General features: G+C 69.7%; 15 protein-coding genes and 1 pseudogene. 6 read left to right on the plus strand and 10 right to left on the minus strand.

Annotated features, from left to right (window positions below; all coding sequences use genetic code 11):
* Positions 1-297 precede the first annotated feature (297 nt).
* The gene (locus C466_RS05535) at positions 298-1,143 is read left to right on the plus strand and encodes a hypothetical protein (protein WP_239641186.1); all 846 of its coding nucleotides are present in this window, start codon (positions 298-300) and stop codon (positions 1,141-1,143) included.
* A gap of 26 nt (positions 1,144-1,169) precedes the next feature.
* On the opposite strand, the gene C466_RS05540 is transcribed toward C466_RS05535, so the two are convergent.
* Positions 1,170-1,472 (minus strand): hypothetical protein, encoded by a 303-nt coding sequence (locus tag C466_RS05540; RefSeq protein ID WP_004598513.1) that lies wholly within the window; start codon positions 1,470-1,472, stop codon positions 1,170-1,172.
* Between the two features lie 138 nt (positions 1,473-1,610).
* On the opposite strand from C466_RS05540, the gene C466_RS05545 reads away from it, so the two are divergent.
* Positions 1,611-2,498, plus strand: coding sequence for a DMT family transporter (locus tag C466_RS05545; protein ID WP_004598514.1), 888 nt, complete (start codon positions 1,611-1,613; stop codon positions 2,496-2,498).
* A 60-nt stretch (positions 2,499-2,558) separates the two neighbouring features.
* Positions 2,559-4,136: an ATP-binding protein gene (locus C466_RS05550; RefSeq protein ID WP_004598515.1), complete on the plus strand. Its 1,578-nt coding sequence runs from the start codon at positions 2,559-2,561 to the stop codon at positions 4,134-4,136.
* Positions 4,137-4,197: 61 nt separating this feature from the next.
* Here C466_RS05550 and C466_RS05555 read toward each other — a convergent pair whose 3' ends face one another.
* Entirely contained in the window at positions 4,198-4,698 is a 501-nt protein-coding gene (locus C466_RS05555) for an SRPBCC family protein (protein ID WP_049908404.1), read from the minus strand.
* A gap of 93 nt (positions 4,699-4,791) precedes the next feature.
* On the opposite strand from C466_RS05555, the gene C466_RS05560 reads away from it, so the two are divergent.
* Positions 4,792-5,718 (plus strand): DNA-3-methyladenine glycosylase family protein, encoded by a 927-nt coding sequence (locus C466_RS05560; RefSeq protein ID WP_004598517.1) that lies wholly within the window; start codon positions 4,792-4,794, stop codon positions 5,716-5,718.
* Positions 5,719-5,827: 109 nt separating this feature from the next.
* Positions 5,828-6,271 (plus strand): DUF555 domain-containing protein, encoded by a 444-nt coding sequence (locus C466_RS05565; protein WP_004598518.1) that lies wholly within the window; start codon positions 5,828-5,830, stop codon positions 6,269-6,271.
* Between the two features lie 63 nt (positions 6,272-6,334).
* Here C466_RS05565 and C466_RS05570 read toward each other — a convergent pair whose 3' ends face one another.
* From C466_RS05570 to C466_RS05600, 6 genes and pseudogenes are all read right to left on the minus strand, one after another.
* Positions 6,335-6,568 (minus strand): UPF0058 family protein, encoded by a 234-nt coding sequence (locus tag C466_RS05570; RefSeq protein WP_004598519.1) that lies wholly within the window; start codon positions 6,566-6,568, stop codon positions 6,335-6,337.
* Positions 6,569-6,808: 240 nt separating this feature from the next.
* Complete coding sequence (locus C466_RS05575) at positions 6,809-6,988, minus strand: DUF7836 family putative zinc-binding protein (protein ID WP_004598524.1); 180 nt, start codon at positions 6,986-6,988, stop codon at positions 6,809-6,811.
* A gap of 113 nt (positions 6,989-7,101) precedes the next feature.
* Positions 7,102-8,318 (minus strand): annotated as a pseudogene (locus C466_RS05580) (transcription initiation factor IIB).
* Positions 8,319-8,637: 319 nt separating this feature from the next.
* A complete protein-coding gene (locus tag C466_RS05590) occupies positions 8,638-9,594 on the minus strand; it encodes a mechanosensitive ion channel family protein (protein WP_004598527.1) in 957 nt (318 codons plus the stop codon).
* 73 nt (positions 9,595-9,667) lie between these two features.
* Positions 9,668-10,978 carry a Zn-dependent hydrolase gene (locus C466_RS05595; RefSeq protein ID WP_004598528.1) on the minus strand — a complete coding sequence of 437 codons (1,311 nt, stop codon included), beginning with the start codon at positions 10,976-10,978 and terminating at the stop codon, positions 9,668-9,670.
* A gap of 65 nt (positions 10,979-11,043) precedes the next feature.
* A complete protein-coding gene (locus C466_RS05600; RefSeq protein WP_004598529.1) occupies positions 11,044-11,394 on the minus strand; it encodes a hypothetical protein in 351 nt (116 codons plus the stop codon).
* A gap of 95 nt (positions 11,395-11,489) precedes the next feature.
* Here C466_RS05600 and C466_RS05605 point away from each other — a divergent pair, with 95 nt between their 5' ends.
* On the plus strand, positions 11,490-11,702 hold the full coding sequence (locus tag C466_RS05605; RefSeq protein ID WP_049897417.1) for a PLDc N-terminal domain-containing protein: 213 nt from the start codon (positions 11,490-11,492) through the stop codon (positions 11,700-11,702).
* Between the two features lie 81 nt (positions 11,703-11,783).
* Here C466_RS05605 and C466_RS05610 read toward each other — a convergent pair whose 3' ends face one another.
* Both C466_RS05610 and malQ read right to left on the minus strand, forming a co-directional pair.
* Positions 11,784-12,812 carry a sodium:calcium antiporter gene (locus C466_RS05610; RefSeq protein ID WP_004598536.1) on the minus strand — a complete coding sequence of 343 codons (1,029 nt, stop codon included), beginning with the start codon at positions 12,810-12,812 and terminating at the stop codon, positions 11,784-11,786.
* Between the two features lie 3 nt (positions 12,813-12,815).
* The gene (gene malQ / locus C466_RS05615) at positions 12,816-14,306 is read right to left on the minus strand and encodes a 4-alpha-glucanotransferase (RefSeq protein ID WP_004598538.1); all 1,491 of its coding nucleotides are present in this window, start codon (positions 14,304-14,306) and stop codon (positions 12,816-12,818) included.
* Between the last annotated feature and the right edge of the window lie 20 nt (positions 14,307-14,326).

Consider the following 14,326-nt stretch of genomic DNA (forward strand, 5'->3'; position numbering starts at 1 on the left):
GCCTACCCACTCATACGGGAACAATCCCACCAAGCCCACGGACGCAGCGTCCGTGGGCTTTTTTCATATCCAGCGACCCACACGCTCGCGATTCGCTCGTTTTCACCGACTGTCGGCCGGCGGTCTCGGTTGCGTGTTCCGCAACCGGTTGTAGTCGAAGCTACTGGTTCGATGTCTCGGAAGGCGCCCACGGACGGACGATTCACCGCGCTCGACTGATCGTCTCGCCGGATAGCGTATCAGTACTAATAGTTCCATCCGTAAGTTTATCACTTTTGTCGATGAACCCAACGTATCGTGGATAGATCGAACGACGCGGGACGACTGTTCTGTGGCGGCCAGCCGTCGGTTCGCGACGGAGTCGCCTCGGACCGTGTCGTCTCCGTGTTGTTCGGAACCAATGTCGAGGCGTGGCGGAGCGGATGGGAGCGAAGGCCGGCGGGGCCGCCGACGCGGGAGGCGGTCGTTGACGTGAACGGTATCGCTCGGAGCGGGGCCACCGCGTCGACGCAGGTGGTACCGAACAACGGGCTCGCGTACACCGTGCTCGGCCGCGACGCCGGGAGCGAACGGGTTCTCGACGCCGTCGACGATCACCTCGACGGGGTCCCCTCGGGAACGGTCGACGTGGTAATCGACGACGTCGCGCCGGTCGCCGCTCGGGATGGCGTCGACGCCGCCGTCGCGTTCGCGGACCGGCTCCTCGGACGGTTCGGTGACCGAGCGAACCGGGTCGCGATCGGATGTTCCTTCGAGGGGTCCGCAGAGTTGCTGTCGCGCGTCGGCGGTCGCGTCGACGCCGTCGTCGGTGCCGACGCGGACGCGACGGCGGCGGTCGAACGGCTCTCTCGCGACGACCCCACGACCTTCGGATACGTCCGTCGTCACTGGGTCGAGGCCAAGCGCGGCATCGAGACGTGCGACCGCAACTACCCGCAGTCGAAACAGGTCCACGCCGCACTGACCGACCCGGAGACGACGCCGCGGACGCTGGGTGCGACGCTGTCGGGACTGGTCACGCTCGGCGCGCTGGAGACGTGGGGAGACACTGTGGGACCGACCCGATATGACCTCACCGCGTACCGGCCGGAGCGGACGTTGGCGGTCGGTGCCGCGCTCGAAGCGTACGTCTCTGAGGAGTGAAACGGGCCCTGCTCTGACGCGGTTCGTCAGTCGTGCGTAGCGTCCCAACCGTCGGACGCCGCGACGCGGTTGAGGTCGGTCTCGACCACGGTGCCGTCAGGTTCGAGCGTCACGCTCCCGAGGGCAGCGGTCTCACCGGTTTCGTACCGCGCAGCGACGGCCTCAAGGGTCGGGCGGCGGTCGAGTCGCTCCCACACGGCCTCCGCGACGAGGGACTGGAACGCCTCGGGGTCGGTCCACCCGGCGTCGATATCGGAAGGGACGCCGACGACGACTCGGAGCTCCGTTTCGGCGACGCGGATGCCGACGCCGAACGTGTCCGCACACATGAGCGGTGGTTCGCGCCGGGGTGTGAAATCTCCGTCGGCGTCGTCCGTCAGGGGAGAGCGAGCGGGCTACCTCGCCGTACCGACGGGTCGGCTCTCGAAACCCGTAAGCGCCCCCCGCTCGAACGACCACGAGATCCGATGAGCTCGAAGCCGGCGGTGTCGCCGAAGGCGGGGCTGGCGGCCGCGGTCGTCGCGGTGAGCGCGGGCGCGATCCTCGTCCGCGTGAGCGACGCGCCGAGCTCGGTCGCCGCGTTCTACCGAGTGCTGTTCACGACCCTGCCGCTGACCGCGGTAGCGGCGTGGCGGTATCGCGGGGAGTTCGCGCGGATCCGGTCTCGCGACCTCGCGTTCGCGGTGCTGTCCGGGATCGCGCTCGCGGTCCACTTCGCGGCCTGGTTCGAGAGCCTCCGGTGGACGAGCGTCGCCGCGAGCGTAACGCTCGTTCAGGCGCAGCCGGTGTTCGTCTCGATCGGCGCGTGGCTGCTATTGCGTGAACGCGTCACGCGTCGGATGGCGGCGGGCATCGCGGTCGCCGTCGGCGGGATGGCGTCGATGTCGCTCGGCGACTTCCTCGGTGGCGTGGCGGTCGGTCCCCGGCCGCTGTACGGCAACGCCCTGGCGCTCGCGGGCGCCGTCGCCGCCGCGGGCTACGTGCTGGCCGGTCGCTCGCTTCGGCAGCGGATTTCGCTGATCCCGTACGTCACCGTCGTGTACGGCGTCTGCGTGGTCGTTCTGCTCGCGTTCGTCTTCGCCGCGGGACACCCCCTCACGGGATATCCCGCTCGGGAGTGGCTCCTGTTCGCCGGGCTCGCGGTCGGGCCTGGACTGCTCGGTCACACCGTCCTCAACTGGGCGCTCGCGCATCTCGAGTCGAGCGTTGTCTCCGTTTCGCTGCTCGGCGAACCGGTCGGTGCGACGCTGCTCGCGTTCGCCTTGCTGTCGGAGACGCCGACGGCGGTAACGATCGCGGGCGGGTGCGTCGTCCTCGTCGGGATCTACGTCACAGCGACGGCGGCTCGGACGTAGCGTTTTCAGCGCCGATATTTAGGGGTGAACGTTGAAGCCACCCGAACGAGTGAACCGTGTATGGACCGGCGAACGGTGGTCGCGTTCGTGGGCGAGGACCCGAGCGCGAGCGAACGCGTGTCCCGCGCGGTCGACGCCGTCTGGGGCGGCCCGAGGGGACCGGAACTCCGCACGTTCGTCCCGACGGACCTGGACGACGACAGCGACGGTGAGGATCCGCTGAACGAGACGTGCGGCGTCGTCATCACCGCCGCGGCCGCGACCGAGGATCGGGTGACGGAGCGGCTCGCGGCGCTCCCGTCGAACGTGCCGGTGATCGCGCTCGTCGAGGACGCGACGACGGCGACCGTCCGATCCCTGTTAGCGGCCGGTGTGGACGACGCCGTCGACGCGGACGACTGGGAGTCCGACCCGGACGAGATCGACGCGTCCCACCCGCTCGCTGAACGGCTCGCGAGCCGACTGGACCCCGACCGCGTCCGGCTCGGCAACGACGACGTCGCCCGCCTCTCCGAGGTGTTGCTCGACGCCGGAACGACGCTGATGAGCACCCGCACCGACGAGGTCGGGACGAAGATAGAGTGGACGATGGAGAACGTCGGCGAACACGCCGAGCTCGATCGGATCGTCTGTTACCGGGAGGAGGACGGGCAGTTCGTCCCCGCGTACGGCTGGTGTCCCGACGGGTCCGAGCCGAAACCAAGGCCGTTCGAGGCGTTCCCGGACCCGGAAAAGCTGTCGACGTTCGGCAACGTCGCGCGAGGATCCGTCCCTGCCGGGAATGCGGACCGTGAAGGCGACGCAGTCCGGGTCGCGGAATCGCCGGCGACGGTTCACGTCCCGCTCGTCGTCGACTGGGAGCTGAGCGGGATCGTCGCGTTCGAGTCCACCGACCCCCGCGCCTGGACGGACGACGAGGTCGACCTATACCGCACCCTCGGCGACCTGATCGCGCACACGATCGCGCGCAACGACCGCAGGAAGGCGCTCCGCCGACAGGCGGAACAGCTGGAACAGTTCAGCGCGGTCGTCTCACACGACCTGCGGAACCCCCTGAACGTGATCTCGGGTTACCTGTCGCTCTCCGAAGACGAACTCGCTCCCTCGCGGTACGACGCGATGAGCGGCGCGGTCGACCGCATGGAGACCCTGATCGACGACCTGCTCATGCTCGCGCGGCGAGGCGAGACGATCGGCGAGACTGAACCGGTCCCGATCGCGGCTGTCGCGGAGGAGGCGTGGGGGTCGGTGCGCGCGCCCGACGCGACGCTCACAATCGCCGGCGAGGTCGGTCGCGTCGAGGCCGACCCGGGTCGGCTCCGGCAGGCGCTGGAGAACCTCTTCCGGAACGCGATCGACCACGGCGGCCCGGAGGTGTCGATAGAGGTCGGCCCGATCACCGCTGACGGCAGCGTCGGCGGGATGTACGTCGCGGACGACGGACCCGGGATCCCGGTCGAACTCGCCGATACGGTGTTCGAATCGGGCGTCTCGTCGGCCGACAGCTCCGGGATCGGACTGGCGATCGTCGACCGGATCGTCGACGCGCACGAGTGGGACATCGAGGCCCGAAACGACGACGGCGCCGTCTTCGAACTCACGTTCGGCGCGGACGCGACGCGGCTCGCGTCGCCGTAGCGGTCCGGCACCGCACCCCTCCTCGTAGCTGTCCGGCACCGCGCACGTCGCCGCCGCGCCGTCAGTTTTCGGTGAACCGCTCGACCGTCCGGCGATGCCGGTCGCGGAACATCCCCTCGAATCCGACCTTCGCCATCGGTCCGACCGCGTCGCCGAGCGGACCGAGCGGCAGCCGATAGGCGACCGTGTCGACGAGGAGGGTCTCGTCGCCGTCGGCGTAGAACGCGTGGGTGTGTTCCCACCGCCGGAACGGGCCGCCTTCCATCTCGTCGACGAAGCGAGCGGAGCGCTCGGGCTGCGTCGTCCCGTCGGGCTCGCGCTCGACGATCCGCGAGGTCCACCGCTGTCGCGGCCCCGCCCCGAACGGGCGCATCGACATCTCTATCTCCGAACCGGCGACGAGGACCTCGGGGTCGGGCGAGCCGTCGGGCCCCGTGACGCCGTCGATGCGGAGCCGCATCCAGTCCGGCGTGAGTTCTCGCAGTCCGTCGACCGTGGAGTGAAACGCCCACACGTCTTCGATCGGGGCCGGCACCCGAGTCGTCCGCCTGTACGTCGGCATACCTCAGGTAGGAGTCGCGCGGACAAAAACCCGTCCTCGGCGGCGGTTCGGGGACCGAAACCCGCATGTCCGCGCGCGCCCTGACCGAAGACGATGGAACGCGGGGCGATCGACGTCGGCGACCTGGCTGGACCGTTCGACCTACAGGCGACCCTCGAGAGCGGACAGAGCTACCTCTGGAACCGCGCGGACGGCGAGACGTACGACGAGCTCCACGCGCATGGCGGCGACGCGTGGTACGAGACGGTCGTCGACCCGATCCCCGGCGTGACCGAGGATCGCGTCGCGGTCCGGGTCCGACAGGAGGGCGGCGTCCACGACGGGACGCTCCGCTGGGAGGCGTCGACGGATGCCGAGCCGCTGTTGACACACCTCCTCCGACTCGACGACGATCTCGACGCCATCCTGGACGCCACGCCGGACCTCCCGCTCTTGGAGCGCGCGTACGACGCCTACGAGGGGATGCGGCTGACCCGCGATCCCGTCTTCCCCTGTCTGATCTCGTTCATCTGCTCGGCGCAGATGCGGGTCGCCCGCATCCACGGGATGCAGCGACGGCTCCGGGAGACGTACGGCGACGCCGTCGCGCTCGGCGACGAGACGTATCAGGCCTTCCCGACGCCTGGGCAGTTGGCCGCGCGCACCGAGGACGAACTCCGCGACCTCTCTCTGGGCTACCGCGCGCCGTACGTCCGGCGGACCGCGGAGATGGTCGCGAGCGGCGAGGCCGACCCGCTCGAGGCGGCCGACCTCCCCTACGAGGAGGCCCGCGAGTCGCTCACGCGGTTCGTCGGCGTCGGGGACAAGGTCGCGGACTGCGTGCTGCTGTTCTCGCTGGGTTTCCTCGAAGCGGTGCCGCTCGATACCTGGATCCGCACCACCGTCGAGGAGTACTACCCCGACTGCGACCGCGGAAGCTACGCCGAGACCTCCCGGGCGATCCGCGAGCGGTTCGGGGGCGAGTTCGCCGGCTACGCGCAGACGTACGTGTTCTACTACCTCCGCGCCGGCGGCGAGTGATCGGGCAGTGACGGGGACCGGAGCGATCCCCGAGAGCCGGCCGCCTCGGGCCTCGACGGCCCGTCGCGGCCGAAGTTTGATACTTGTTCGCGTGGTACCTTCGCGCGTGATGGACTGTCGAGTCGTCGTCGAGGCCGCGGTCCCGGTGTACGACGTGGAAACCGCCGACGAGGCGGTCCGGATCGCCATCTCGAAGACGGGCGAGATGCTCAACCCGGATCTCAACTACGTCGAGATCGACACCGGGACGCGGACGTCGCCAAGCGGCGAGCGGCTCGACCCGGCGTTCGTCGCGGCCGACGAGGCGCTCGTCGCCTTGGAGCTTCAGATGGACGTGTTCAACGTCGACCGCGGCGAACACGCCAGCCGCGTCGCGCGCAAGGAGATCGGGAAGCGCCTCCGCAACATTCCGCTGAAGGTGCTTTCTGTCACCGAGATAGATTCAGAAGTGAGCGACCGCACGGAGGAATCCGGCGCCCCGGAGGGGATATCCGAGTCGGACGGCGTCGGGAGCGACGCCGGAGACGGCGCCGGAGAAGACGCCGGATACTGAGCGGCGGCCGCGGCGCTGGTCGTCGATTGTGCGGTCAGCGAGGAGCAGCGCGCAGTAGACGTCTCAGTCGGCCGTCGGGGCCAGCGGCTCCGATTCGGACGACTCCATCGGCTCGGTGATTCCCTCTGTCAGCTTGAAAACGGCCGCTTTGTGGTCGGTCTTCGACTTGTGAATCGATGTCGGCTTCACACCCAGTTCCTCGTAGGCTTCGAGGTCAACGTCGTCGTCCCAGAACTCGCACTGTTTTCGTACCTCCGCGAGGAGACCGTGAAGATGGATGAGCTCCTGCTTCTTCATGAGTACCAGTCCTTTGCTACCGGAGGTTTATATTATTATCTTGAGTCACGTTACCATACCATTCGCGTATTTCGCGAGTAGCGGGGCGGAGAAGTGGGTTCTCGATAGATCGATCAGGATCGTTTTCGGACGTTCGCGGCGACGCGCGAGGCGACCGAGAGCCGTCACTGCGCAGTCAGTGCGTTCTCGATCGGGAGGGCGGCCCGTGGTCGGTTCGGCGGCGGCCGGCTCCGCCGCGCGTCACTGGAACTGCTTGACGGCCTCGAGGTCGCGTTCCGTTCGCATGAACTCGGTCAGGCGACGCGTCGCGTGACACGCCGGACAGCTGAAGTTAGACCGAAGATCCTGAAGATCGGCGGGATTGTCCTGCCACTCCTTGTCGCACTCCGGACAGACGAGTCTGACGAACGCGTCAACCATGTCACCCTGTACAGCCGGCCGCGTTAAAAACGTAGGTGCCGACGGAGAGCCGCCCGCCGGGGCGGGGACCGCCGCCGTCCACTGCCCGGATCGAATCGGTGCGTGGCGGCGCGTCAGGCGCTCACGGTTCCGCTCGCTTCGAGCAGCTCCTTGTATCGGTTCCGAATGGTGACCTCAGAGACGTCGGCGACGTCGGACACTTCGCTCTGGGTCACCTTCTCGTTCGACAGCAGTGCCGCGGCGTAAACGGCGGCGGCGGCGAGCCCGACCGGCGACTTGCCGCTCGTGATCCCCGCGTTCGCGGCGTCCTCGAGCAGTTCGCGGGCGCGCCGCTCGGTCTCCTCCGAGAGGTCGAGCCGCGAGACGAACCGCGGGACGTAGCTCGTCGGGTCCGCGGGCTGGACGCGCAGGCCGAGCTCGCGGACGACGTAGCGGTACGTCCGGGTGAGCTCCATCTTCTCCACCCGAGAGACCGCCGTGAACTCGTCGAGGCTTCGGGGGTTCCCCACCTGCCGGGCTGCGGCGTACAGCGCCGCGGTCGCGACGCCCTCGATGGAGCGGCCGGGCAGGAGGTTCTCGCTCAGCGCGCGGCGGTAGATGACGGAGGCGGTCTCGCGGACGTTGTCCGGGAGGCCGAGGGCGCTGGCCATGCGGTCGATCTCGCCGAGCGCNAGCGCGCGGCGGTAGATGACGGAGGCGGTCTCGCGGACGTTGTCCGGGAGGCCGAGGGCGCTGGCCATGCGGTCGATCTCGCCGAGCGCCTGCTTGAGGTTACGCTCCTTGGAGTCGCGGGTGCGGAACCGCTCGTTCCACGTGCGCAGCCGCTGCATCCGGCGCCGCTGTCGCCCCGAGAGCGACTTGCCGTAGGCGTCTTTGTCCTGCCAGCCGATGTTCGTCGAGAGCCCCTTGTCGTGCATCATGTTCGTCGTCGGGGCCCCGACNCGTCTTTGTCCTGCCAGCCGATGTTCGTCGAGAGCCCCTTGTCGTGCATCATGTTCGTCGTCGGGGCCCCGACGCGCGACTTGCTGTCCCGCTCGCCCGAGTTGAACGCGCGCCACTCCGGCCCGCGGTCGACCGAGTCCTCCTCGACGACCAGCCCGCAGTCGCTGCAGACGGTCTCGCCGTGTTCCGTGTCCGTCGCGAGTCGGCCGTCGCACTCGGGGCAGGTCGTGACCCGCTCGCGCTCGTCCTCCGAGCGCTCCTCGACGTCCGCCGACTTCTCCGCGTCCGCCTTCGTTCGCGTGCGCTCGCCGCTCGCGGGCGCGTGGGCCGGGTCCGCGAGTCGCTCTCGTTCCGTTCCGCCGTCGCTGTAGGTGTTTGTCTCTGTCATGGGTGTGGCTCCGACGATCCCCCGACGAAAATACAGCGAGGTCCGCAATCGCCAGTCTGTTAACGTATAGTTAGTCGTGTGAGTATATAAATGTATCTATTATATCGGGCGCGGATCTGGTCATCGAAAAACCCACGAGAGGCGTTTTGCGGTCACAACCGCCGAAAACGGCCACGGATCCGCCTCCTCCGAGACGGAGTGCCGTCCGGCGACCGAGACGGACGAGCGCATATATACTTCACTCCCGGATCGAGCCGGAGTGGTGAGTCCGGCTCGTGACCGCACTCGTCCCCGTGTCGAGGACACCGCCGCTGACGACCTATCGGCTCCGACTCACCGGGAACGCCACGCGGTCCGGGTTGTCGTTGAACCGCTCCAAGATCCGCTCGTACAGCCGGTTCTTCACGCGCTGCCCCCGCCTCGGGTGGGTGAGGTACCGGACGCGGAGCTCGACCCACGACTCCTCCTGCCGGACGTTGACCGTCGGGCCGTCGTGGACCTCCAGCTCGACGGGCGTCTCCGCGAGCGCCTCGCGGTAGGCGGCGATTCCCTCGGCCATGTCCCGGCCGATCAGGTCGGTCGCCTCCTCGACCATCACCGAACGCGCGAACGGCAGGTCGGTCTCGTACGCGACCTGAACGGACACCTCGTTCCAGACGTACGGCGACCCGCCCCCGCCGAAGTTGACGACGTTCGACGAGAGGACGACGCTGTTCGGGACGGTGACCACCCGCCCGGAGGGCTGGTTCGTCGTCACCAGTTCGCCGTTGATCTCCCACAGCGTCGTCACCAGGAAGTCGACCCCGATCACGTCGCCCTTCGCGTCGTCGATCTTGACTCGGTCGCCGACGCCGAACGGCTGCTTGACGGCGATGTACACCCACGCGATCAGCGACAGGAGCGGCTGCTGGAGCGCGAAGGTGATCGCGAACCCGATGACGCCGAGCGAGAAGAGGAGGCCGAGCCAGTTCTCCGTCGCCACCGCGAGCGTCGCCACCGTCCCGACGACGCCGAACGCCAGCCGCAGCAGGTTCCGGACGTTGTGCGCGCGTCGCTTGTTGGCCGCCCGCGTCAGCACCCGGACCGCGAGCAGGTAGCTCCCGTACACGAGCCCCGCGACGGCGACGACGAGCAGCGTCCGTCCCACGACGGTCGCCGCGGGATACCCGCCGATCGGCGGCCAGTTCGCGAGCGCGTCGGTCGTGCCGGCGATCGTTCCGGCGACCCCCGCCAGCAGTCCCACGGCGAGCGACGCGAGTCCGAGCGGACGTCTCACGCTCGTCGCTCGCGGCCGACCGCCAAAACGGTTGTGCCGTCACGGAGTTCGATGCCACCTGCGCGAGCGACCCTCACTCGCCGTCCGCCACGCGCGCGAGCGCCCCCGAGAGAACCTCCGTCGCGCCGGCGCAGTCCCCCCAGTCGGTCCACTCGCGGGGGTTGTGCGAGATCCCGTCCCGTGAGGGAGCGAAAAGTAGCGACGCGTCCGTGACGCGCGCGACCCGCATCGCGTCGTGGGCGGCGCCGGAGTGGAGGTCGATCGCCTCGCGCCCGGCCGCGTCGGCGGCGGCGTGGGCGGCATCGCGGAGGCGGTCACTCATTGGCGTCGGCGCCACGTTGAACGGACGCTCGAACTCGGTCTCGATGCCTCGCTCGCGCTCGAGCCGGGCCAGCGAGTCGCGCGCGGCGTCGACGATCGCCTCCATCGACGCGACCTCGACGTCGCGAATGTCCACGCCGGCCTCGACGCGTCCGGGAACCACGTTCGTCGCGTTCGGCTCGACCGACAGCGACCCGACCGTGCCGACCGCCGAGGGCGACGACGACGTCACGACCTCGTTCGCGGCGGCCTCGACGTCAAGCACGAACTCGCTCGCGGCCGCGAGCGCGTCCGTCCGTTCGTCCATCGCGGTCGCGCCCGCGTGGTTCGCCTCGCCTTCGACGATCGCCTCGCAGTGGGTGATCCCGGTGATCGTCGTCACGACGCCGGCCGCCGCGCCCGCCGCCTCCAGTTTCGTGTCCTGCTCGACGTGGAGCTCGTAGAACGCCGCCCACGACGCGGGATCGAGCGTCGCAGGGTCGCCGTCGGCGTCGGTCGGCGTGGCGGCGTCGACCGCGCTCCCGCCGCGGTAGCCGATCCGGTCGAGCGCCTCGCCCAGCGTCTCCCCGTCGGCATTCGACAGCGCGAGCGCCTCGTCGAGCGCTAGCTCGCCGGTCGCGACGGACGAGCCCAGCAGTCCGTCGCCGAACGTGCCCCCCTCCTCTTCGGTGAAACTGACGACGCCGACCGGGCGCTCGGGCTCGAACCCCTCGTCGCGCATCGCGCGCACCGCCTCCAGCGCCGCGTAGACGCCGAGCGGACCGTCGAAGATTCCCCCCTCGGGAACGCTGTCGAGGTGGCTCCCCGAGACGACCGGCTCTGCGTCCGGGTCGGCGCTCGCCGGCGTCCACGTCCCGAGGACGTTCCCGACGGCGTCGACCGTCACGTCGAGGCCGGCGTCGCGGAGGCGCTCCACCAGCCGGTCCCTCGCCCGCCGATTGGCCTCGGTCCCCGTCCGATTCGTTCGCGCGTGCGCCTCGGGGTCGTCCGTCTCGACCCGACCGAACGCCGCGTTCGCCTCGATGTCCGCGCGGAGCCGGTCCGCGTCGACTGGGAGCGTCATACCGGCACCGGGCGCCGCGGGATCAAAACGGTTCGGTCTCCCCCGGGGCTCCCGCGTGGGTCAGGTCAGCCCCCGACTCGCGCCGATCGCTCTCCACGCCACGCGAGCCAGTAGCCGGCCGACCCCAGTCCGAGTCCGGCCGCGAACGCGCGTCTCGCCGCCGGACCGTCGACGGATCGGTCGACAGCGACGCCGATTGCCGTCCACGCCAGCGCGATCCCGAGCCCCCGTCCCGGCCCGCTCCGGAACCGCCGACAGCCTGCGACCGCTCGCGCGTGGCGGTAGAGGAAGCCGGCCGCGAAGCCGACCGCGAGCGGAACGGTCCGCACCTCGGCGTCGGCGGCCGCCGACACAGCGAGCAGAACGCCGCCGAGACACTCGCCCGCGGCGCCGACCGCGCGCACCGCGTTAACCATGCGACACGTTCGCACTCGACGCGAAAAGCGGTTTCGCCGAGCGCCCGGTGCGGATCCGAAAACACTTGTCGGAGGGCGTGCTGATATCGGGCGGCATGTCCCCGTTGCTCCTCCAAGGCGCGGCCGCCGGGATCGCTCTCCTGATCAGCCTCGTGTTCCTCGTCGTCCACCTCGCGATGATCGTGTGGACCTACTCGGACGCGGAGTCACGCAGCGACCACCCGCCCGTCCTCTGGGCGCTCGTGGTGTTCTTCGCGCCGATTCTCGGTCTGTTGCTGTACCTCATCATCGGCCGGAACTCCTACTGACCCCTCGTCGTACAGCCGACAGGCGGTGTCGCGGCCGTCCGGCGACCGGTGCCCGAGACCGACCGACGACCGCGACGGGCCTCACACGCCCCTGAGCACGCTCGTCGCTCCGACGCTCTCGGCGACGACCCACGCGACGAACAGCCCGTAGGCCGCGAGCAGCGCATACGACTCGTGCTCGTCGAGCGCGAGGCTCGTCCGGAGCGTCACGAACAGCAGGACGGTCGCGACGGTCAACACGCCGAGCATCGGTACCGCCGTCGAGAAGTTGACGGCGACCTCGCCGACGATAAGGACGCCGAGCGGGATCGCGACGAGCAGGTCGAAGGTGTTCGACCCGAGGACGTTCCCGAGGCTCGTCGTCCCACGGTTCTCGCGCGCGGTCCGGACGCTCACCAGCGCGTCCGGCAGGCTCGTCGCCGCGGCGACGACCGTGACGCCGGCGAGGAACTCTGGGATCCCGAACGTGGCGCCGAGCGATTCGACCGACGCGACGAGCCGCTCGACGGTGACGACGATGAGCCCGAGCCCGGCCGCCAGTTTGCCCCACTCGCGGGGGATATCGACCCCGTCGCGAACGCGCTCGATCCCCGCGTCGTCGACGTCCTGATACTGGATGAAGAGGTACAGTCCGTACAGCCCGAGCGGGATGACCGCGAGCGAGCGCGGCATCGTCCCGACGATCGGATCCGTCGACACGGGGAAGTAGATGACCGCGAGCGCGAACGTCACGACCAGCGCCGACACCGCGAGCATGTAGAACTGCGCCTCCTTGTACACGATCGCCCGGTTGGCCTCCAGATCGCTGTCGCCGCTCAGTCCCGACGCGGCCGGGATAACGAGGACGTTGAAGATGGCCGACCCGACCAACGCGCCCACGCCCATGTCGAAGACGCCGGTGAGGGCGGTGACCAGCACGCTCACGAGCTCCGGGAAGCTCGACCCGACCGCGACGACGACCGAGCCCTGGACCACGGCCGGGAGCCCGTAGTACCCGGAGAGCGCCTCGGCGGCCTCCTCTAACCAGCCGCTCCCGAGCCAGATGAACCCGGTCGCGGCGACGATCACCAAGACGTTGACGACCGGCGCGTCGGGGAGGGCTCCCGTCACGGCTCAGCGCACGTGTTTCCCGCCCAGTTCCCACAGCCGGTCCGCGATTTCGTCGTCGAGCGCGTCGCGGTCGACTCGCCACTCCCAGTTGCCGTCGAGGGTGCCGGGCTCGTTGAACCGCGCGTCGCTGCCGAGCCCGAGCAGGTCCTGGAGCGTCGTCACCGCGAGGATGGCGTCCGAGCCCCACACCGCGTCGATGATCGCCCACTCGCTCGGCTCGTCGGGGTCGGACCCGACGTTGTACCGGAAGCAGTCGCGCTGCTCGTCCGGGAGGTCCTCGAAGTAGCCGGCCCACGTGTCCGTGTCGTGCGTCGAGGTGTAGCCGACGACCCCCTCGCCGTAGTGCATCGGCTGGTACTCGTTCCCCTCCGCGCACCAGTCCGCGTACTGCGGGACGCGCATGCCGGGGAAGCCGAACTCGGCCATCAGCTCGTCCATCGCCGGCTCCTCGAAGCCGAGGTCCTCGGCGATGAAGGGGGCCTGGCCGAGCTCGCGCTCGACCGTCTCGAAGAGGTCGCGCCCCGGCCCGTCGCGCCACTCGCCGGCCGCGGGGTCGTCGCTGTCGGCCGGGATCGCCCAGTAGGTGACGAACCCGAGGAAGTGGTCGAGCCGCGCCACGTCCGCGAGGTCGAACAGCCGGCGGAAGCGGTCGAGCCACCAGTCGTACCCGGTCTCGGCGAGGTGCTCCCAGTCGTACAGCGGGTTCCCCCAGCGCTGTCCACTGTCACCGGCGTTCGGCGGGACGCCGGCGACCGCGGTCGGCCGGTTCCCCTCGTCGAGCCGGAACGCCTCCGGGCTCGCCCACACGTCCGCGGAGTCGAGCGCGACGTAGATCGGCACGTCGCCGACGATCGACACCCCTTCATCGGCCGCGACCGCGCGCAGGTCGCGCCACTGGCGGTCGAACGTCCACTGGACGAACTCGCGGAACCGGACCTCGCGAGCGTGTTCCTCGCGCGCGTCGGCCAGCGCCTCGGGGTCGCGCGTCCGCAGCGGCGCCGGCCACTCGGTCCAGACGTCCTCCGGGCGCGCGTCGGAGAGCGCCCGGAACAGCGCGTAGTCGGCGAGCCACGGCTCGCGCTCGCGGAACTCGTCGAGCGCCGCGCGGTCGTCGTCGCCCGCCCGCTCCTCGAACCGGTCGAACGCGGTCCGTAACAGCGGGAGCTTGTACTCGCGGACCGCGTCGTAGTCGACGCGGCTGGTCGGGAACTCGGGCACGGGTTCGAGGTCCCCCTCGTCGAGCCAGCTGTCGTCGACGAGCCCCTCGGGGTCGACGAACAGCGGGTTGCCGGCGAACGCCGACGGCGACTGGTACGGCGACTCACCGGCCGCGGAGATGGTCGGCCCGATCGGACAGATCTGCCAGTGGTCGACGCCGGCGTCGCCGAGGAACGAGAGGAACTCGCGCGCGCCCTCGCCGAGGTCGCCGATCCCGTACGCCCCCGGCAGCGAGGTGACGTGACAGAAGACGGCGTCGGAGCGGTCGAATCGCATACGCCACCCTGCGACCCCCA

The organism is Halorubrum distributum JCM 10118, from assembly GCF_000337335.1.
Taxonomy (GTDB): domain Archaea; phylum Halobacteriota; class Halobacteria; order Halobacteriales; family Haloferacaceae; genus Halorubrum; species Halorubrum distributum.